This is a genomic window from Limnohabitans sp. Hippo4 (assembly GCF_003063605.1).
GTDB lineage: Bacteria > Pseudomonadota > Gammaproteobacteria > Burkholderiales > Burkholderiaceae_C > Limnohabitans_A.
Map to the genome: position 1 here is coordinate 179,291 of NZ_NESE01000002.1, position 20,620 is coordinate 199,910.

Here is a 20,620-nt window from a genome sequence, read left to right on the forward strand (position 1 = left end):
ATGGCCAGTTGCCAGATAATGGCGTCCTCAAAGGGCTCTGCGCATGTTGTTACTTTTATCACCCGCTAAATCGTTGGACTACGAGACACCCGTGGAAGGCGTGTCACACACCTTGCCTCAATTTGTCAGTCAGTCAGCCGAGTTGATTGAGGTGTTGAAACCCAAAACACCTGCGCAAATTGCAGAGTTGATGGACTTGAGCGACAACTTGGCGGCGCTCAATGTGGCGCGTTATGAAACATGGCGTCCCAAATTCACGGCCAAGAATTCCAAGCAAGCCGTCTTGGCATTCAATGGCGATGTCTACGATGGCTTAGACGCCAAGACACTCAAAGTCAAAGACCTTGAATGGGCGCAAGACCATGTGTGTATTTTGAGTGGCCTCTATGGCGTGTTGCGCCCCTTGGATTGGATGCAGCCTTACCGCTTGGAAATGGGCACGGCTTTGACCAATCCGCGTGGCAAAAACTTGTACCAATTTTGGGGCAGCAGCATTGCGGATTACCTGAATCAGCGACTGAGCAAAGACAAAACACCCGTCATCATCAACTTGGCATCGCAAGAGTATTTCAAAGCGGTCGATCTCAAAACGCTGCAGGCCCGCGTGGTGGAGTGTGTGTTTGAAGATTACAAAGGCGGCAAATACAAAGTGATCAGCTTTTTTGCCAAACGGGCGCGCGGGCTGCTGGCGCGCTACGCCATTCAAAAACAAATCAAAAATCCAGAGAAGCTCAAAGACTTTGATGCCGATGGCTATGGCTTTGTGGCTTCCGCGTCTGACGAAAACCGTTGGGTGTTTCGCCGTCGCGTAAAAGGTGTTGTATGAACCAGCCTGAACAATCCCAATTGGGAAAAAACAGTGCGTATGTTGACCAATACGACGCTTCTCTCTTATTTCCCATTCCTCGTTCAGTCAAACGAGCAGAACTGGGCATTCAAGGTGCGCCCATTTTCTTTGGCGCCGATCTGTGGACAGCTTTTGAGCTGTCGTGGCTCAACTTAAAAGGCAAGCCCCAAGTGGCGCTGGCGCACATCACAGTGCCTGCAGAAAGCACACACATCATTGAAAGCAAATCGTTCAAGTTGTACTTGAACAGTTTCAATGCCACAAAGTTTGTGGATGCGCAAGCAGTGCGCGATTGCATGCGCGAAGACTTGGATCAAGCCTTGTGGCATGGGAGCCAAATCAAAGCGCGCTGCGGTGTGAAGATCATCTTGCCCGAAGAATTTGACAAAGAGCCCGTGCACGAATTGGACGGCCTGAATTTGGACCGCATGGACATTGAGTGCACCCAGTATCAACCGGCTCCCGAGTTGCTCACGGCAGAACACAATGAAGCGCCCGTGACAGAAACTTTTGTGAGCCATCTGCTCAAAAGTAATTGCCTGGTAACAGGGCAACCCGACTGGGGCAGTGTGCAAATTTCTTATTCAGGCGCACAAATTGACCAGGCGGGCTTGCTGCAGTACATCGTGAGTTTCAGAAATCACAATGAATTCCATGAGCAATGTGTTGAGCGCATCTTCATGGACATCTGGACGCGCTGCAAACCTCTCAAGCTCACGGTGTATGCGCGGTACACGCGTCGCGGTGGGCTGGACATCAATCCTTGGCGCACCAGCCATCCGCAATCACCTCCGGCCAATATTCGCACGGCCAGGCAGTAAGCGCGTTAGCCGTAGGTTTTAAAACCTTTGAGAGGCGATAAGGGCGGGAAGTTGGCCGGACGTTTTTCTTTGGCCGCCACAATGGCTTCGCGAATGTGTGGGTTGCTCCAGATGGCGCCTTGCAGCCAACCCATTTGGCGCAGGCTGTCTTCCACACTGTGATCGCGCGCGTAGTTGAGGGCTTGCTTGGTGCCCCAAATGGCCACGGGTGGTTTATTGGCCATCTCTTTGGCGCAGGCCAAGGCGCCCGCCACCATGGCTTCTTGCGTGTCAAACACTTGCGTCACCAAGCCGTGGTTCAAAGCATTGGCTGCGCTTAACCTGCGACCGGTATAGGCCAACTCTTTGACCAAACCCATCGGCAACAATTTGGGCAGGCGCTGCAGCGTGCCCACATCGGCCACCATGCCAATGTTGATTTCTTGAATGCAGAAAAACGCATCCTGCGTGGCGTAGCGAATGCAGCAGGCCGTCACCATGTCAACAGCGCCGCCAATGCAGCCGCCATGAATGGCTGCAATGACGGGAATTCGCATGCTTTCCAACAAGGTGAAGGTCGATTGCATGTCGGTGAGCGAGTCATAAATGGCGGCTCGACCTTCAGGGCTGTCGGCATCCATCGAGATGGCGCCTGAAAATGTTTCCAAGTCCATGCCCGCCGAAAAATGTTTGCCGGTACTGGAAATGACCAAGGCTCTGGCTTTGCCTTCGTTGTTCAGCTGGTGCAGCACGGTGTCGAGTTCGCGCCAAAACGTGGGATGCATGGTGTTGAGCGATTCGGGCTTGTTCAGCACCAAATGCGCAACGTGGTCATTCATCGTCAAAGAAAAGCAATTGAGTTTGTCCATGGGGATCGGCCTCGTGCAGAGCAGGGTGGGTGGGGTTTTGCGAACTGTAGCTTGCGTTGTTCTCGGGGACTGTCCCGTGTTTGACCAAAGAGCCGACGCGGACGCCCAGCAGCCGTAGTTTGCGGGTCAGGTCGACGCGCTTCAAGCACAACCCAGCAAACTTGCGAATTTCTGCGGCATCTTGCGTGTAGAAGGTGAGGGTTTGATCTCGCGTCACGCTTTTGAAGTTGTCGTAGCGCAGCTTGATGCCAATGGTTTTGCCGTCATAGCCTTTGCGCTTTAAATCGGCCGCCAACTGTTGGCACAGACGCGTGAACACTTTGCCCAGTTCTTCTTTGTCGCGCACGGCATGCAGGTCGGTTTCAAAGGTGGTTTCACGGCTGATGCTGACAGGCTCGCTTTCGGTGCTGATGGGGCGGTCGTCTCGCCCCCATGCGGCTTCATGCAGCCAGGCGCCATAGACTTTGCCAAAGTGCATTTGCAACCAATGCAATTCACAAGCGGCCAACTGGCCAATAGTTTCAATGCCATGTAGCTTGAGTTTCTCATCGGCCTTGGGACCCACACCGTTGATCTTGCGGCAACTGAGTGGCCAGATGGCTGTTTGCAAGTCTTCTTCATGAACGATGGAGATGCCGTTGGGCTTGTTGAACTCACTCGCCATTTTGGCAATCAGTTTGTTGGGTGCAACGCCCACCGAGCAGGTCAGCCCTGTGGCCTCAAAAATGCATTTTTGAATGAGGCGTGCCAAGACCCTGCCACCTTCGCGTTGCCCACCTGGCACTTCAGTGAAATCGATGTAGACCTCGTCCACGCCGCGATCTTCCATGAGCGGCGCAATGTCGGTGATGATGCCCTTGAAGACTCTGGAGTAGTGCCGGTATTGGTCAAAGTCCACGGGCAGCAAAATGGCCTGCGGGCACAGCTTGGCGGCCTTCATGAGACCCATGGCCGAGCCAATGCCAAATTGCCTAGCGGCGTAAGTGGCCGTGGTGATCACACCTCGGCCTGTGTAGCCTTCGATGCGTGGAAAAAAATCCAGAGGAATTTCAGACAGGTTGTCGGCGGTCCATTCGTAGTCTGGGTGCGCTGCCCGCAGGCGTCCTAGCAAGTCATCTTCCTTGCGCCTGCCGCCGCCAATCACCACCGGCAAGCCTTTGAGTTGTGGGTAACGCAACAACTCGACCGACGCGTAAAACGCGTCCATGTCGAGGTGGGCAATGCGCCGCTTCAGCGGCGATGCAGGTGCTTTGGGGTCGGTCACAAACTCAAAGCAGATTGGCGCGTTTTACTGGGGAAAAGTGCCTGGCAACAAGATGCTCTTGTCGACCGTGTCCATATGCGTGCGACCGCAAAAGGCCATGGTCAAATCGAGTTCGTTGTGAATGATTTGCAGGGCTTTCTCAACACCCGGTTGGCCCATGGCGCCCAAGCCGTACAAAAATGCGCGGCCAATGTAGGTGCCTTGTGCACCCAGTGCGCGCGCCTTCAGTACATCTTGACCGCTGCGAATGCCGCCGTCCATGTGCACTTCAATTTGCTTGCCCACGGCATCCACAATGGCGGGAAGGGCTTCAATGCTGCTTTGTGCGCCGTCGAGTTGACGGCCACCATGGTTGCTCACAATCATGGCATCGGCACCGCTTTCAACGGCCAAACGCGCATCCTCAACGTCTTGAATGCCCTTCAAAATAATTTTGCCGCCCCAGCGTTTTTTGATCCATTCCACATCGCCCCAATTCAGGCGAGGGTCAAACTGTTGCGCTGTCCACGCGGACAAGGAGCCCATGTTTTCAACGCCCTTAACGTGACCCACGATGTTGCCAAACTCGCGGCGGGGTGTGCCCAACATGCCCAAAGCCCAGCGAGGCTTGGTGGCAATGTTGATCATGTTGGCCAGCGTTAATTTGGGCGGTGCAGACAAACCATTTTTCAAATCTTTGTGACGCTGACCCAAGATCTGCAAGTCCAAGGTGATGACCAACGCAGAGCAATTGGCAGCGCGTGCGCGTTCAATCAAGCGCTCAATGAAATCGCGGTCTCGCATGACGTACAACTGAAACCAGAAGGGGTGACCGTCGGTGCCTTTGGACACATCTTCAATCGAGCAAATGCTCATGGTGGACAGCGTGAAGGGAATGCCAAATTTTTTGGCGGCGCGAGCTGCCAAGATTTCGCCATCGGCGTGTTGCATGCCAGTCAAGCCAGTTGGCGCAATGGCCACTGGCATGGCCACTTTTTGGCCAATCATGGTGGTGGCGGTACTGCGACCTTCCATGTTGACAGCCACCCGCTGACGAAGCTTGATCTTCTGAAAATCGCTTTCGTTGGCGCGGTAGGTGCTCTCAGTCCATGAGCCACTGTCTGCATAGTCGTAGAACATGCGGGGTACACGTTTTTGGGCCAGGATGCGAAGTTCTTCAATGGTGGTGATCACGGACATCTTTAATTTCCAATGCGGATGGTTTTATTGCGGTTTGGGCGATTCAAGTGTATCAACTGCAACTGACGCTGCCACAGCCTGACATGGTGACATTCTTAATCACGGAGGGATCGGCCAGCGTTTCTGTCACGCTGTCAAAGTTCACAGATTTCAAGTGCTGCGCCAAACCTGCATCCATGCTGGCAGCGTGTTGCGGAAACCATTCTGCGAGCGCCTCTGCCAAGCGTGAAATGATCTCATGGTCGCCTTGAACATAATGAGTTTCAACAGCACGCATGGTTTCCAAAATGGTGGCGTGTTGACCTGCATGGCAGTTGTCTTCGCTGAAGCCTGTGGCCAGCATCCAGCGATCTTCTTGGGCGAAATGTTCTACCGTGTGGTTCAGAAATTCGCGGTACAAATTGAGCTGCTCTGTTTGCGGTGTTAGCAGCAAGGCATTCAGCATGGTCACAAACTCTTCGTGAGTGTGGTCCATGCGCTCATCACCTGTGTGCAACTCAGACGTCCAGTTCAGGCCTGCTGCATAGGGCGACACAGAAGTGGCTTCGGTTTGCGTGGCTTCCATCATCTCTACCTTTTAGAAATTCAAACGCGCATGATGACGCGCAATTTGTTGACGCACTTGATCTGGCGCAGTACCGCCTAAAGTTTTGCGGGCATTCAAGGAGCCCACCAAGCTGAGGCACTCAAACACATCGGCTTGAATGGCCGGGTTGAATTGCTGCAAGGTACTTAGTGGCAGTTCGCTCAAGTCCAAGTTTTGGGTTTGGGCTGTTTTGACGGCGTGTGCCACCACCTCGTGCGCATCGCGGAAGGGCAAGCCCTTTTTGACCAAGTAGTCGGCCAAATCGGTGGCCGTGGCATAGCCCTTTTTAGTCGCAGCTTCCATGGCCTCGGCATTGACGGTGATGCCGCCTTCTTTTTGGCCGGTCTGTGCATTGATTTGGCCGCCGATCATTTCGCTGAAGATGCGCAGCGTGTCTTTGAGCGTGTCCACGGTGTCAAACAAAGGCTCTTTGTCTTCTTGGTTGTCTTTGTTGTAGGCCAGGGGTTGGCCTTTCATCAATGTGATCAGGCCCATCAAGTGGCCCACCACACGACCTGTTTTGCCACGTGCCAATTCGGGCACGTCGGGGTTTTTCTTCTGCGGCATGATGGAGCTGCCGGTGGTGAAGCGGTCGGCAATTTTCACAAAGCCGAAGTTTTGGCTCATCCATAAAATGAGTTCTTCACTCAAGCGGCTGATGTGCACCATGCACAAAGACGCCGCTGCGGTAAATTCAATGGCGAAGTCGCGGTCGCTCACGCCATCTAAACTGTTTTGGCTGACGCACGCATTGCCATTTTCATCCACCATGCCAAGGCTCTTGGCAACACGTTCGCGATCGAGCGGGTAAGTTGTACCAGCCAAAGCTGCAGAGCCTAAGGGCAAGCGGTTGGTACGGCGACGCACATCGGCCATGCGTTCGGCATCGCGCGCAAACATTTCGACATAGGCCAACAGGTGATGTGCAAAGCTCACAGGCTGTGCCACTTGCAAGTGCGTGAAGCCGGGCAAGATGACATCGACATTGCGCTCGGCCACTTCGATCAATGACTTTTGCAGGTCGTTCAGCAAGCCGCCAATCAGATCGATTTCGCTGACCAACCAAAGGCGCACATCGGTGGCCACTTGGTCGTTGCGGCTGCGACCTGTGTGCAGCCGTTTGCCTGCATCGCCCACAATTTGCGTCAGGCGCGCTTCAATGTTCAGGTGCACATCTTCCAAGTCCAGCTTCCAGTCAAACTGACCCTTGGAGATTTCTTCGGTAATTTGGGCCATGCCGCGCTGAATGTCGGCAAAGTCTTGGGCGCTGATGATTTTTTGCGCAGACAGCATCTCGGCGTGCGCCAAACTACCCTGAATGTCCGACTGCCAAAGTCGCTTGTCGAAAAAGACGCTGGAGGTGTAGCGCTTCACCAAGTCGCTCATGGGCTCGGAAAATAAGGCCGACCAGGCCTGGGACTTTTGATCGAATTGGTTTTTAGACATTCTCAGATTTTATCGGGTTGCCGGGCTTTTAAAACCGGTCACTGACCCTCAAAACAAGCTGAAAATGCCGAAAAACGGTCTCCCTAGGACTTAACCCGTATTTCTCAGTCCGGCGGCAATGCCGTTGATGGAGATGTGAATACCGCGTTGTACCCGTTCGTCGGCCTTGCCTTCGCGATAACGGCGAATCAGTTCCACCTGCAGGTGGTGCAGGGGATCGATGTAAGGGAATCGGTGGCGGATAGATCGTGCCAGGGCTGGATTGTTGGCCAATCGGTGCTTTTCGCCGGTGAGCAGTGTCATGACATCTGCGGTGCGATGCCATTCTGTTTCGATGGCTGCAAATATCTTTTTACGCAATTTAACGTCGCTGACCAATTCACTGTAGCGGGAGGCCAAGGCCAAGTCGCTCTTGGCCAAGACCATGTCGATGTTGGACAACAAGGTTTTGAAAAACGGCCACTGCTTGACCATTTTTTGCAGCAAGGCCAAGGCTGCCTTGCGCTCTTTGTCTGTTGGTCGATCTAAGAACTTTTCAACCGCTGAGCCAAAGCCAAACCAACCAGGCAAGGTGAGGCGACATTGACCCCAGCTGAAGCCCCAAGGAATGGCCCGAAGGTCTTCTATTTTTTGATTGGCTTTGCGCGAAGCAGGGCGAGAGCCGATGTTGAGCTCCGCAATTTCTCGAATGGGTGTGGCGCCAAAAAAGTAATCATTGAAGCCGGCTGTTTCATAAACCAAGTGGCGGTAGGCTGCCATGCTGGCTTCAGAGAGTTGAGCCGCTGTTTCTAAAAAATTGCGGGGCGCAGTCTTGGTCGGTTGTAGCAAAGTGGCCTCCAAGGTGGCGGCCACCAAAGTTTCTAAGTTGCGTCGACCAATTTCGGGGTTGGCATATTTAGAGCCAATCACTTCGCCTTGTTCTGTGAGTCGAATTTGACCCCGAACAGTGCCTGGTGGCTGCGCCAAAATGGCTTGGTAGCTGGGCCCGCCGCCTCGGCCTACTGTGCCGCCACGTCCGTGGAACATGCGCAACTGAATGTTGTGGCTGTTGGCCAGTCGGTCAAAGTCTTCCACCAGAGCGACTTCGGCGCGATACAGCTCCCAGTTGCTGGTGAAGATGCCGCCGTCTTTGTTGCTGTCGGAGTAGCCCAGCATGATGTCTTGCTCGGCGCCAGATCGTTTGACCAAATTGGCAATGCCTGGCAACGCATAAAACTCGCGCATGATGCTGGCCGAGTTACGCAAGTCTTCAATGGTTTCAAACAAGGGCACCACGATCAAATCGACCAAGGCTTTGTCGTCCAAAGTGCCACGCATCAAGCCCACTTCTTTTTGGAGCAGCAGGACTTCGAGCAAGTCACTCACTGTCTCTGTGTGACTGATGATGTAGTGGCGAATGGCTTCTGCGCCGTATGTGGCGCGGGCTGCAAGTGCGGCTTCAAAAATCGCCAATTCCGATTGGGTGTGTTCTGTGTAGACTGCACCAGGGATGCGCAAAGGTCTTGCGTCGTTCAACAGTTGCATCAGCACAGCGCGTTTGCTGGTTTCGTCGAGCGCGGCGTAATCTTTTTCAATGCGTGCTGTGTGAAGTAATTCATCAACTACTTTTTCGTGCTGGTCTGAACTTTGACGCAAATCCACGGTGGTCAAATGAAAGCCAAAGACCTCAACGGCGCGAATGAGGGGGTCTAAACGCTGAGCGGCCAAAGCCTGCGCATGATGGCTTTTCAATGAGGTTTGAATGATTTTCAAATCTGCCAAAAAACTGCTTGCATCGGCATAAGGATTTTGCGGTTCAACAGCATGCCTCGCTGCATCGCCGCCCGTCAAGGATTTGAGTGTGGCGGCCAAGCGGGCATACATGCCCGTCAGCGCGCGGCGGTAAGGCTCGTCCATGCGGTGTGCATTGGTGTCAGGGGATTTCTCGGCCAAGGCTTTCATCGCGGGCGGAAAATCCACCAACATGGCTGACAGTGACAACTCGCTGCCCAGGTAATGAACCTCGGTGAGGTAATGGCGCAAGGCAACTTCGGCTTGGCGTTTGAGCGCTTGCTGGAGGGTTTGCGCATTGACATTGGGATTGCCATCGCGATCGCCGCCAATCCATTGGCCCATGCGCAGGAACGGTGCAACGGGATGCGTGCCCAAGGCTTCTTCCAAAGACGCGTAAATTTTGGGGATTTCACGCAAAAAAGTGGACTCGTAGTAGCTCAATGAATTTTCAATTTCATCTGCCACAGTTAACTTGGAAAAACGCAGCAAACGGGTTTGCCAAAGTTGCATCACTCTTGCGCGCATGCGTTGTTCGTTGGCCGCCAATTCTTTGGGGGTCAATGCGTCCTTGGTGGCATTGACCACTGCAGCACGTGCTTTGATTTCGTCACGCTCATGCAGCAACTCTGCAATGTCGCGTTCTGCACTCAGAATACTTTGGCGTTGGACTTCAGTCGGGTGGGCTGTGAGCACAGGCGATACAAAACTGTGGGCCAAGGTTTGTGAAATGATTTTGGGCGTGATGCCTGCCCAGCGAAGCCTTTGCAGCGCGACTTCAATGCTGCCTTCTTGGGTGTCGCCTACGCGTTCGTGGATGGCACGTCTGCGAATGTGGTGACGGTCTTCTGCCAAGTTGGCCAAGTGACTGAAATAGGTAAAGCCACGGATGACGCTCACGGCGTGATCGCCTGGCAATCCTTTGAGGAGTTTCTTCAAAGCCTTGTCTGCCGCGTGATCGGCATCGCGCCTGAAAGCCACGGACAATTTGCGGATTTTTTCAATCAACTCGTAAATCTCGGCGCCTTCTTGTTCGCGAATCACATCACCCAAAATTCGTCCCAAAAGCCGAATGTCTTCGACCAAAGGGCGTTCGTTGTCGCGAGAATTGCGTTTCAGAGGGGGAATACTGGCGTTGGGCATGACAAGTCTGAGCGGTGATGGTCTGATGTCATGCTAGCATTTGATTTGATTGAAATATTACGAACAGGTTACCGGTTTGAACCCTTCTGCCCCCACTCTGACAAAACGCCCCATCGTCATTGCCACCCGTGAAAGCCGTCTGGCCATGTGGCAGGCCGAGCATGTTCAGGCCATTTTGCAATCGCGTGGTTTTGAAGTGCAGTTGTTAGGCATGACGACGCAGGGTGATCAAATTTTGGATCGCAGCCTTAGCAAGGTTGGCGGCAAAGGCTTGTTTGTCAAAGAATTGGAAGTGGCCTTGTCCGAAGGCCGTGCCGACATTGCAGTGCACTCTCTCAAAGATGTGCCCATGGACATGCCCGAGGGCTTTGCCTTGGCTTGTGTCATGGAACGTGAAGATCCTCGTGATGCTTGGGTATCGAGCCAATACGCCAGTTTGATGGACTTACCCCAAGGAGCGGTGGTAGGCACCTCAAGCCTGCGCAGAACGGTGCTGCTGCGTGCTTTGCGCCCCGATTTGAAGATTGAGCCCTTGCGCGGCAACCTGGACACGCGCTTGCGAAAACTCGATGAAGGGCAATATGCCGGCATCATTTTGGCTGCAGCAGGCCTTAAGCGCTTAAAACTGTCTGATCGCATTCGACATATTTTTGACACGGACCAAATGCTGCCCGCAGCGGGCCAAGGTGCATTGGGTATCGAGATTTGCGAAGGCCGTTCCGATTTGGTGGACGCCCTGCAACCCTTGGTTCACAACACCTCCTGGCTGGCTGTGGCTTCGGAGCGTGCCGTCAGCCGTGCCATGGGCGGCAGTTGCTCGATGCCCTTGGCGGCGCATGCCACTTTGGCAGGCGATGTCTTGAGCTTGAGAGCGGCATGGGGCGATCCAGAGGGCTCTACCCAATTGGTCAATGCGACCATCTCAGGGGCGGTGAGCAGTCTGCAAGATGCTGAAGCCTTGGGTCTTCAAGTGGCCCATGATCTGAAGCGAGGTGGGGCTCATTGAGCCTGCTCTCCACCGGCATGCAGCAGGTCATCATCACCCGGCCAGAACAAGATGCTGCATCTTGGGCGGGTTCTTTGGAAGAAGCGGGTTTCAAGGTCAGTCTGTTCCCCTTGCTCGATTTGTCCGACTTCATGGCGGCACCAGAAGCTCAAAAAGCGTGTGAGCTTCTGTTGCAAAGTCAGGCAGTGATGTTTGTCAGTGCCAATGCTGTGCGCTTTTTGGCCAAAGCCTTGGCCGAATCACCCGAATGGCTGACGCACTTTCAACAAGGGGCTCGCGCTTGGTGTACCGGCCCAGGCACTGCGGCAGCGCTCAAAGCTTGCGGTATTCCAGAAAGTCAAATCGATCAACCTTCGAGCCTTGCTGCGCAATTGGATTCGGAGTCGCTTTGGCAAGTGGTTTCTGGCCAAGTGACCCCGGGCATGTGCGTGCTGTTCATTCGGGGGGCCGACGAATCAGGCGCCATTGCAGGTCGTGATTGGTTGGCGCAACAACTTGAAAACGCTCAAGTGAATGTTCAAGCTGTTGCCGCATATCGGCGCTTGCCCACCTTGCTCTCGCCGGTGCTGCAGGCGCAGGCCTCGGCTTACGTGGCCCAGGGTGCGGTGTGGTTGTTCAGCAGCTCCGCAGCCATTGAGAGTCTGATGTCACAGTGCCCCGGCATTGACTGGTCCAAGGCCAAGGCGGTGGTGACACACCCTCGCATGGCCCAATTGGCCCAGAAATCTGGCTGGCAGCAAGTGTCAATTGCTGCGCCGGGTATCCGTTCCATGCTGGCATCTATAAAATCGCTGGCATGAGCACTGAACAACCTACCGCCTCGCCCGATTCTGCAGCCCCATTGCAGCCTGCCCCAAAGGCTGAGTTGCACGCCCGACGCCCACTGACATTGTGGGTGCCTTTGGTTTTAGCGGGTTTGGCCGTTGCCTTCAGTGCTTTGCTATGGGAAAAGTTATCCCGCATTCAAGGTCAGTTGGCAAGGCAAAGTGCCGATGCAGGTCAGCAATCCTTAGAAGCCAAAGCTTGGGCCAAACAAGCGCAAGACAGTGTCAAAGACAGTGCGGCGCGAATGGCCTTGGTTGAGTCACGCTTGGGTGAGGCCGCTTTGCAACGTGCGCAATTGGAAGAATTGATTCAATCCTTGTCGCGCTCACGAGATGAAAATCTGGTGTTGGACATTGAATCGTCGCTGCGCTTGGCGCAACAACAAGCGCAATTGACCAGCAGCTTAGAGCCTTTGTTGGGCGCATTGAAAACAGCCCAACAGCGATTGCACCGTGCCTCCAATCCTCGCTTGATGACCATTCAGCGCGCCATTGACCGCGATTTAGAGACCGTTAAATCTGCGCAAATCACAGACTTGCCTGGCATGTTGCTGGTGCTGGACGATTTGGTGGCCATGGCCGATGAGTTGCCTTTGGCCATTGACAACAATCGCCCCCAAACCACGGCCATCAAACCTGTGGAAAACGCAACTGCGGGTATCCCTGTCAATGCCCCTTGGTGGAAACAGGCGTTGGAGCGTGTCTTGGTGGAAGCTCGCGGCTTGTTGCGCGTCAGCCGCATCGACAGCCCAGAAGCCGCATTGTTGGCGCCTGAGCAAGGCTTCTTTTTGCGTGAAAACCTCAAGTTGAAATTGCTCAATGCGCGCTTGAGTTTGCTGGCGCGTCAGGGCGATACAGCCAAGTCAGACTTGCAAGCCGTCTCTGTGTCCCTTAAAAAATACTTCGATCCCAGTGCGCGCAAAACGCAGCAAGCTTTGCAGTTGTTGGACAAAGCGCAAAGCCTCAGCAAGGGCAGCCCCATCCCCCGTTTGGATGGTTCGCTGGCAGCCTTGGCCACGGCGTCAGCTGGAAAGTAAACCACCATGCGTGCTGCTCTTTGGCTCATGAGTTTGTTTGCGGTGGCTGTGGCCTCCGCTTTGTTGGCGTCCAACAATGTGGGCACCGTGTCCATTTTTTGGACCCCCTACCGCGTTGACGTTTCCCTGAACCTGGTCTTGTTTGGACTGGTGCTGATTTTGCTCACCATGCACTGGGCGCAGCGCGCTTTGACGGCACTGTTTGAGTTGCCAAGGCAAGCCAAACGTTGGCGCATGCAACAAAAGGAGCGTGCAGCCCATGCCGCCTTGTTGGAGGGGATGGCGCAATTCATGGAGGGTCGGTTTTTGCGTGCCCGAAAATCCGCTGAATTGGTTTTAGTGCGCGAGAAGTCCTTGAGTGAAACCGGCGAAGTGTTGGAGCATGCCGGCGCACTTCGCAGCGTGGCGCACATCTTGGCTGCAGAATCTGCGCACGCGCTTCAAGACAAGGCCGCAAGGCAGGGCCATCTCGATGCCGCCTTGCAAGAACCCATGTCGGGTCATGCAGGGCTGAGGCAATCTCTGATGGAGGGCGCCATGTTGCGCGCTGCACGTTGGTCACTCGACGATCGCGATGCCGCCGAGAGCCTCCTCTGGTTAGACCGCTTGCCACAAGGCGTCTCACGCCGCACGTTGGCCATGCGTTTGCGTTTAAAGGCGGCGCGATTGGCGGGAGAACCTTCTCAAGCTTTGGACACTGCATTGTTGTTGATCAAACACAGGGCCTTTACAACAGAAGCGGCTGAAAGCATGGTCCGCAGTTTGGTCTTTGAGTTGATTGCCAAAACGCATGAATTGGGTCAGTTGCAAAGACTCTGGACACGCCTGGGTGAAGCGCAGCGCCAGTCCAGCGATTTGGCCATTCAAGCGGCGCAACATTGGCTCCAATTGAAAGGTGATCCAGCCGTTGCAAGAACCTGGCTCAAACCGATTTGGAACAAACTGCAGCCCAACAACAAAGCATTGTCCAAGGCCCAGCAGCTGAAGTTGGTTCAAACCCTGGATTTGAGTTTCACGGGACAAGACACCCCAGAAGAGCGCGAATGGTTGGTGTCGATTGAGACAGCTCAAAAAGCCAATCCACGTGATGCCTTGCTGCAGTTCTTAGCGGGTCGCTTGTGTCAAAAACGTCAGCTGTGGGGCAAGGCCCAAGTCTTGTTGGCGCAAGCTGCGCCTGCATTGGAAGACCCACAATTGCGGCGCCAAGCTTGGCGTGCGGTTGCAGAATTGGCTGAGCAGCGAGAGGATGTCGCAGCTGCATTGCAAGCCTTGAAAAAAGCTGCGATGGATTGAAAAAAAGGGACCCGAAGGTCCCTTTTTTCATGCCTGTTCTTTTGATTTAAAAGGGCAGGTTCAGGTTGTTCAGGTCTTTGCGTGTTTCCACCAAGACCAAGGGGCCTTCGTCAATCACCACTGCAGGTGGACGCTCGCGAGGAACGTGCACAGGCTTGGGTTCTGCGGCAATGGCTGCTTGCGCTTGAGCAATCTTCTCAGGATCTGAGTTGACCCACTTCAAGCCAGAGCCTTCTGCCACTTCAATCAAATTTGCAACGGGCAACACATAGGTTTGCACTTTGGGCAAACCTGCGGGTGCTGTTGTAGGCGAGGATGCAGATGTCGCAGTTGCTGGTGCAGCAGCGGGGGCTGCTGGTGTGATGCTTGTGGATTCTGCAGATTGCACTGAGGCAGGCGTCGTTGCCGCTGCAGGCGCAGACGCGCGATCAAAGTATGAACGCGTTGCAGGCGCTTCTGCTTCGTGAGCCTGATCCGCTGAAGTGTTTTCGGCGGGGGCTGCATGGGCTTCATCAGTTGCGGTGCTGTCAGCGCCGGTATTGCGCTCTCTGCGGTCGCGACCGTAACGATCACGTGATCGACGCTCTCTGCGTTCTGGCGTGCCTTGATTGCCGTCAGTGCGCTCTTCTTGCGAAGTTGCATCTGAGGTGTTGTCGTTGGTCAAGCCTTGGGCGGGTGCCAATGGGTCTGCATTGTCTGCAGATGCATTGGGGCGATTGCCATCTTGGTTGCGTCGCTCGCCGCGATCACCACGCTCACGGCGGCCTTCACCGCGTTCACGACGACCTTCACCGCGAGGTGCGCGTTCACCGCGCGACTCGTTGCGCTGTTCTGAATTGTTCAATTCAGAAGCATCCGCACTGACGTTGCTGGCATCTGCAGATTGGCCGGCAAGGTTGTTGCCGTTTTCACGGCGTTCGCCGCGTTGGCCACCACGCTCATTGCGTTCGCCGCCGCGGCGGTTGCCGCCGTTTTCGCGAGGTGCGCGTGTTTCCTGACCTTCAGTGCGCTCATTGTTGCGCTCACCTTTGTCGCTGCGCTCTGCATCGCTGCGGTCGCCACGATCGTTGCGATCGCCACGACGGCCGCCACGGCCACCTCGACCGCCACGGCGTTCGCCGTTGCGCTCGCCACGTTCAGTACGTTCGCCTTCTTTGCCAGCGCGATCGCCACGCTTGCCAACGTTTTTCGCAGGTTCAGTCTTGGCTTCAGTGTCGCCGCCAAACAAGCGCTTCAACCACCCAAAGAAACCGCCGCTGCTTTCAGCTTTGGTTTCAGCCTTGCCTGCTTGAGGCTTGGCGGGTTTGGCCGTCTCAGCTTTTGGCAATGAGGCTGGCGCTGGTGCGTCAGGCAATACGCCTTTGATGACCGGTGTTTGACGGTTGGTGGGCTCTTGTGAGCGACGTGTCACCGTGGTTGGATCTTCGACTTCTTCTGCCATGGTATAGCTGGCTTCGATGTTGTCCAAACGGGGATCGTCGTGCTTCAAGCGCTCGAGTTTGTAGTGCGGTGTTTCCAAAGATTTATTGGGCACCAACAACACATTGATGCGTTGTTTCAATTCAATCTTGGCAATTTCAGGGCGCTTTTCGTTCAACAAGAAAGAGGCCACTTCGACAGGCACTTGGGCGTGCACTGCGGCGGTATTGTCCTTCATGGACTCTTCTTGGATGATGCGCAAAATTTGCAAAGCCGAGCTCTCGGTGTCGCGCACATGGCCAGAGCCACCGCAACGAGGGCAGGGGATTGAAGAGCCTTCTGACAAGGCGGGCTTCAAACGCTGACGGCTCATTTCCATCAAGCCAAATTTGCTGATGGAACCAAACTGAACACGGGCACGGTCTTGGCGCAATGCATCGCGCAAGCGGTTTTCCACTTCGCGGCGGTTGCGTGACTCTTCCATGTCAATGAAGTCGATCACGATCAGGCCGCCCAAGTCGCGCAAGCGCATTTGGCGTGCCACTTCGTCGGCAGCTTCAAGGTTGGTACGTGTAGCAGTTTCTTCAATGTCGCCGCCTTTGATGGCGCGTGCAGAGTTGACGTCCACTGAAACCAAAGCTTCAGTGTGGTCAATCACGATGGCGCCGCCAGATGGCAGCTGCACGGTACGTGCATAAGCCGATTCAATTTGATGCTCAATTTGGAAGCGGCTGAACAAGGGTGCATCGTCGCGGTAACGCTTCACACGCGGCGCGAACTCAGGCATCACGTGGCTCATGAATTGCTGAGCTTGTTCGTAGATGTCGTCGGTGTCGATCAGAATGTCGCCGATGTCGCTGTTGAAGTAATCGCGAATGGCCCGAATCACCAAGCTGGACTCTTGATAAATCAGGAAGGCACCTTTGCCGCCTTGCGTTGCACCATCGATAGCAGACCACAATTTGAGCAAGTAGTTCAAGTCCCATTGGAGCTCGGGTGCGCTGCGACCAATGCCGGCGGTGCGGGCAATGATGGACATCCCTTTGGGATATTCCAACTGGTCCATGGCTTCTTTGAGTTCAGCGCGGTCGTCGCCCTCAATGCGTCGGCTGACACCGCCACCGCGGGGGTTGTTGGGCATCAAGACCACATAGCGGCCAGCCAAGCTGATGAAGGTGGTGAGGGCTGCGCCCTTGTTGCCACGTTCTTCTTTTTCAACTTGCACCAAGAGTTCTTGGCCTTCGCGGATCACATCGTTGATGCGTGCTTGGCTTACGGAAACACCTTCGGCGAAATATTGGCGAGAGATTTCTTTGAAGGGCAAGAAGCCGTGACGCTCTTCACCGTAGTCAACGAAGCAAGCTTCGAGCGAGGGCTCGACGCGTGTGACAACTGCTTTGTAGATGTTGCCTTTGCGTTGCTCGCGGCCTTCAATTTCAATTTCGTAGTCGAGGAGTTTTTGTCCATCGACGATGGCCAAGCGGCGTTCTTCAGCCTGCGTGGCGTTGATCAGCATCCGTTTCATGATGCATCCCTTCTTTATGTGTCAGCAATACCCACCCCGCCATTCTTGGCGTTGGGGCCGGATCACCTGTTTAACAACCAGCTCTCAAGGAGCCAACGGTGCCGAGACTGACGTTCGAAACGAAGGGAATTGCCAAAAGAGTCCGACATTCATGTGCGCAAATGATTCGCTGGAATGTGGACAGGGGCGCGTGGAAGCGTCGAGGCTGTGGGTGCGTGCAGGCAATGGTGTCTCCAGTGGCGCAAACAGCCACTGCAGAAAAGACAGCAAAGATCCAAACAACACACTCATTTCGACTCAATCCGTTCAGTAGCTGAAAAGCTACTGAATAAAAATATTCCGTATCTGGGTTTCAAAGCATCGGTCCAACCAAAAAGGTGGTCTGCCACTGTTGGCCCTGGCCTTCAGTCTGCAGATTTCGCTCATGGCGGCATCGAACTTACGGCGTATGTGGGTGGAGAGTGAACTAAACTCCTGTCATCAGGAATTCATTTCCATTCAAATCAACCACTTACAGCACAACGCCGGTGAATCACATTATAGGGCCCCAAGCCTCCCAATCGACCACTTCCCCGGGCACAAATCCGGCTTTGGAAGTGAAATGGTTGACCGTCGATGAAGAGTCGGCGGGCCAGCGGCTGGACAACTTTCTCATTCGTCACCTCAAAGGGGTGCCCAAAACCCACGTTTACCGGATCATTCGCAGCGGCGAAGTGAGGATTAACAAGGGCCGCGCCTCGGCCGACACCCGAATTGAGAACGGTGATGTGGTCAGACTTCCCCCTGTCCGGATTTCCGACAAAGTGGCAGAAAAGGCGGCCAGACCGGCGCCGGGACGTGAATTTCCACTGTTGTTAGAAGACGACGCTTTGATGGCCATCGACAAGCCCGCTGGCGTGGCGGTACATGGCGGATCGGGGGTTAGTTTTGGTGTGATTGAGCAATTGAGGCAGGTCCGGCCGCAGGCCAAGTTGCTGGAGTTGGTTCACCGCCTAGACCGTGAAACCAGTGGAATTTTGTTGGTTGCCAAGAAGCGAAGCGCCTTGAAACACGTTCAAGATCAGTTTCGGGAACGGGAAACTGGCAAGACCTATCTGGCTCTTGTTCAGGGAAGTTGGCCAGAAAAGCTGAAAGTTATCGACAGTTCGCTGCACAAGTACTTGCTTCCTGATGGCGAACGGCGTGTTCGCGTGACCTCGAATGACGATCCCGATGGCATGCGCTCCATCACCTTGGTCAAGGTGGCGCAGCGCTTAGTAGGCTGCACCTTGTTAGAAGTCACCATCAAAACCGGGCGAACTCACCAGATTCGAGTGCATCTGGCCTCGCAAGGTCATCCCATTGCGGGCGATGACAAGTACGGCGACTTTGAGTGGAACAAGACTTTAAACAAGCAAGGTTTGAAACGCATGTTCCTTCATGCCTGGCGTTTGGAATTTACGCACCCTGCCACGGGCAAGCGGGTGAACTTGAAATCGCCGCTGCCTCCCGAATTACAACTCTATGCAAATCATGTCAAATCAAAATCAACGCCCACGGCAATTTGACCTGATCACCTTCGATTGGGATGGCACGCTATTTGACTCAACCGCCATCATCACCCGCTGCATCCAGCGCGCTGTGGTGGATGTGGGAGGGCAGGAGCCTACGAAGGAGGCGGCCTCTTATGTCATTGGCATGGCTTTGATGCAGGCTTTGGCCCATGCAGCCCCTGATGTGCCAGTTGAAAAATACCCCCAACTGGGGGAGCGCTACCGACACCATTACATGGCCCACCAAAATGATTTAATTTTGTTTGAGGGTGTTCTGGAGATGCTGGCCGCACTGAAAGAGCGTCATCATTGGCTCACGGTTGCTACGGGTAAAAGCCGCAAGGGCTTGAATGAAGCCTTGCATGCTGTTGAGTTGAAAGGCGCCTTTGATGGATCAAGAACAGCAGACGAAACGGCCGGCAAACCCAGCCCTCTGATGCTGCAGGAGTTGATGCGTGAATTTGGCGTTGAGCCAGAGCGCACGCTCATGATTGGCGATACGACACATGATTTGCAAATGGCTTTGAATGCCGGTTGCGCCAGCGTGGGGGTGAGTTATGGCGCCCACGAACCCGCGGCGTTTCATGATTTGAAGCCGCTGTTTGTGGCGCATTCAGTGCCAGCCTTGCATGAATGGTTGTTGGCGAATGCATGAGGCCCCGGGTGTTTTGATTTGATTCGATAAGAGGTATTTCATGAGTGAAGCAATTCCTTTGTGCAATTCCAAGGACTTGGTCGACAGTGGCTTGGCCGTGCCCTTTGATGTCATCTACGGCGGACAAACCTGCCGAGCTTTCGCCATTCGCTTCAAGGGGCAGGTGCACGCCTATTTAAATCGGTGCAGCCATGTCGCCATGGAAATGGATTACCAGCCCAATCGCTTCTTCGACGCATCTGGACAGTTTTTGATGTGCGCAACCCATGGCGCCATGTACCGACCAGACTCCGGCGCCTGTGCGGGTGGGCCTTGCAATGGCGGATTGATTCCAATCACCTTGTCCGAGCAAGGCGGTGTAGTTCACTGGCATACTGATTTCAATTTAAAACCTTTTGAGTTCTCATGAGTACTGAACATCCTGAATCTTTCGGTGCATCGGCCACTTCTCTAGAAAGCGGTCCTCATCCTGCAAGCGCTGCTTCGCCATCGCAGGCTGCAAGCGCTTGGGAGCGCCAGATGCTTTCTGATTTGGTCCAAGCCAATTTGAAAGAGCAACAAGCCGCACGCCGCTGGAAGATGGGCTTGCGCTTGGCTTGGCTGTTGTTTTGGGTGGTCGTTTTGTGGCAAATTTTTTCGCACAATCAAACGGCAACCAACATCACCACGCCGCATACCGCATTGGTCAACATCAAAGGTGAAATTGCCGATGGGTCAGACGCCAGTGCCGAGAATGTGGTGGCCGCAATGCGAGCAGCCCTAGAAGACACAGGCTCGCAAGGCCTGATTTTGTTGATCAACTCACCCGGCGGAAGTCCCGTGCAGGCGGGCATCATCAACGATGAAATTGTTCGCTTGAAGGCTTTGCACAAGAAGCCCATTTATGCCGTTGTCGAGGAGTCATGCGCTTCTGCGGCTTATTACATTGCTGCTGCTACCGACAAAATTTATGTCGACAAGGCCAGCATTGTGGGCAGCATTGGCGTCTTGATGGATGGTTTTGGATTCACGGGCTTGATGGACAAATTGGGCGTTGAAAGACGCCTCATGACAGCGGGTGAGAACAAAGGCTTTTTAGACCCCTTTAGTCCTCAAACAGATGCGCAAAGAAAGCACGCGCAGACCATGTTGAATCACATTCACGGTCAGTTCATTGCCGTGGTTAAAAAAGGCCGTGGCGATCGCTTGAAAGAAACGCCTGACATGTTCAGTGGCCTGTTCTGGACAGGTCAACAAGCCGTTGAGTTGGGCTTGGCCGATGAGTTAGGAAGTCTTGATCAAGTTGCAAGAGACGTGGTCAAGGCTGAAGAGTTGGTTGACTACTCTCGCCGCGACAATGTGGCCGAGCGCCTGGTCAAACGTTTTGGTGCCGCGATGGGCGAGGGTGCTTGGCGTGCCATGCGCGCCAGTAGCCCCATTCGTTGA

At 54.4% G+C, this 20,620-nt stretch carries 17 protein-coding genes; 10 read left to right on the plus strand and 7 right to left on the minus strand.

Annotation, left to right across the window (positions count from 1 at the left end; translation table 11 throughout):
• Positions 1–43: 43 nt before the first annotated feature.
• Positions 44–826 carry a peroxide stress protein YaaA gene (gene yaaA / locus B9Z46_RS06290; RefSeq protein WP_108255022.1) on the plus strand — a complete coding sequence of 261 codons (783 nt, stop codon included), beginning with the start codon at positions 44–46 and terminating at the stop codon, positions 824–826.
• Positions 823–1,668 (plus strand): NADPH-dependent 7-cyano-7-deazaguanine reductase QueF, encoded by an 846-nt coding sequence (gene queF, locus B9Z46_RS06295; RefSeq protein WP_108255023.1) that lies wholly within the window; start codon positions 823–825, stop codon positions 1,666–1,668. Before yaaA ends, queF begins: the two co-directional genes overlap by 4 nt.
• A gap of 5 nt (positions 1,669–1,673) precedes the next feature.
• Here queF and B9Z46_RS06300 read toward each other — a convergent pair whose 3' ends face one another.
• The 6 genes from B9Z46_RS06300 to ppc all read right to left on the minus strand — a co-directional run bounded on the left by B9Z46_RS06300 (position 1,674) and on the right by ppc (position 9,904).
• Positions 1,674–2,516, minus strand: a complete 843-nt coding sequence (locus B9Z46_RS06300; RefSeq protein WP_108255024.1) for an enoyl-CoA hydratase-related protein — start codon at positions 2,514–2,516, stop codon at positions 1,674–1,676.
• Positions 2,479–3,723, minus strand: coding sequence for a DNA polymerase IV (dinB, locus tag B9Z46_RS06305; RefSeq protein ID WP_108255756.1), 1,245 nt, complete (start codon positions 3,721–3,723; stop codon positions 2,479–2,481). Before dinB ends, B9Z46_RS06300 begins: the two co-directional genes overlap by 38 nt.
• An 81-nt stretch (positions 3,724–3,804) precedes the next feature.
• Complete coding sequence (locus B9Z46_RS06310; protein ID WP_108255025.1) at positions 3,805–4,959, minus strand: alpha-hydroxy acid oxidase; 1,155 nt, start codon at positions 4,957–4,959, stop codon at positions 3,805–3,807.
• A gap of 52 nt (positions 4,960–5,011) precedes the next feature.
• A complete protein-coding gene (locus tag B9Z46_RS06315) occupies positions 5,012–5,524 on the minus strand; it encodes a hemerythrin domain-containing protein (RefSeq protein WP_108255758.1) in 513 nt (170 codons plus the stop codon).
• A gap of 12 nt (positions 5,525–5,536) precedes the next feature.
• Positions 5,537–6,991 carry an argininosuccinate lyase gene (gene argH, locus B9Z46_RS06320; RefSeq protein WP_055361328.1) on the minus strand — a complete coding sequence of 485 codons (1,455 nt, stop codon included), beginning with the start codon at positions 6,989–6,991 and terminating at the stop codon, positions 5,537–5,539.
• Positions 6,992–7,081: 90 nt separating this feature from the next.
• Entirely contained in the window at positions 7,082–9,904 is a 2,823-nt protein-coding gene (gene ppc, locus B9Z46_RS06325) for a phosphoenolpyruvate carboxylase (RefSeq protein WP_199220562.1), read from the minus strand.
• Positions 9,905–9,980: 76 nt separating this feature from the next.
• On the opposite strand from ppc, the gene hemC reads away from it, so the two are divergent.
• The 4 genes from hemC to B9Z46_RS06345 are packed head-to-tail and all read left to right on the plus strand — an operon-like array spanning position 9,981 to position 14,064.
• Positions 9,981–10,910: a hydroxymethylbilane synthase gene (gene hemC / locus B9Z46_RS06330; RefSeq protein ID WP_108255762.1), complete on the plus strand. Its 930-nt coding sequence runs from the start codon at positions 9,981–9,983 to the stop codon at positions 10,908–10,910.
• Positions 10,907–11,710 carry a uroporphyrinogen-III synthase gene (locus B9Z46_RS06335; RefSeq protein ID WP_108255026.1) on the plus strand — a complete coding sequence of 268 codons (804 nt, stop codon included), beginning with the start codon at positions 10,907–10,909 and terminating at the stop codon, positions 11,708–11,710. The genes hemC and B9Z46_RS06335 overlap by 4 nt, the downstream gene beginning before the upstream one ends.
• The gene (locus B9Z46_RS06340; protein ID WP_108255027.1) at positions 11,707–12,771 is read left to right on the plus strand and encodes a uroporphyrinogen-III C-methyltransferase; all 1,065 of its coding nucleotides are present in this window, start codon (positions 11,707–11,709) and stop codon (positions 12,769–12,771) included. The genes B9Z46_RS06335 and B9Z46_RS06340 overlap by 4 nt, the downstream gene beginning before the upstream one ends.
• A 6-nt stretch (positions 12,772–12,777) precedes the next feature.
• Positions 12,778–14,064 (plus strand): heme biosynthesis protein HemY, encoded by a 1,287-nt coding sequence (locus B9Z46_RS06345; RefSeq protein ID WP_055361325.1) that lies wholly within the window; start codon positions 12,778–12,780, stop codon positions 14,062–14,064.
• Positions 14,065–14,110: 46 nt separating this feature from the next.
• On the opposite strand, the gene B9Z46_RS06350 is transcribed toward B9Z46_RS06345, so the two are convergent.
• Complete coding sequence (locus tag B9Z46_RS06350) at positions 14,111–17,008, minus strand: Rne/Rng family ribonuclease (protein ID WP_108255028.1); 2,898 nt, start codon at positions 17,006–17,008, stop codon at positions 14,111–14,113.
• Positions 17,009–17,535: 527 nt separating this feature from the next.
• On the opposite strand from B9Z46_RS06350, the gene B9Z46_RS06360 reads away from it, so the two are divergent.
• From B9Z46_RS06360 to B9Z46_RS06375, 4 genes are read left to right on the plus strand one after another with little or no spacing between them, the layout of a single operon-like run.
• Positions 17,536–18,555, plus strand: a complete 1,020-nt coding sequence (locus B9Z46_RS06360; protein WP_108255030.1) for an RluA family pseudouridine synthase — start codon at positions 17,536–17,538, stop codon at positions 18,553–18,555.
• Positions 18,521–19,195, plus strand: a complete 675-nt coding sequence (locus B9Z46_RS06365; RefSeq protein ID WP_108255764.1) for an HAD family hydrolase — start codon at positions 18,521–18,523, stop codon at positions 19,193–19,195. The genes B9Z46_RS06360 and B9Z46_RS06365 overlap by 35 nt, the downstream gene beginning before the upstream one ends.
• A gap of 40 nt (positions 19,196–19,235) precedes the next feature.
• The gene (locus B9Z46_RS06370) at positions 19,236–19,604 is read left to right on the plus strand and encodes a Rieske 2Fe-2S domain-containing protein (RefSeq protein WP_055361321.1); all 369 of its coding nucleotides are present in this window, start codon (positions 19,236–19,238) and stop codon (positions 19,602–19,604) included.
• Complete coding sequence (locus tag B9Z46_RS06375; RefSeq protein ID WP_108255031.1) at positions 19,601–20,620, plus strand: S49 family peptidase; 1,020 nt, start codon at positions 19,601–19,603, stop codon at positions 20,618–20,620. The genes B9Z46_RS06370 and B9Z46_RS06375 overlap by 4 nt, the downstream gene beginning before the upstream one ends.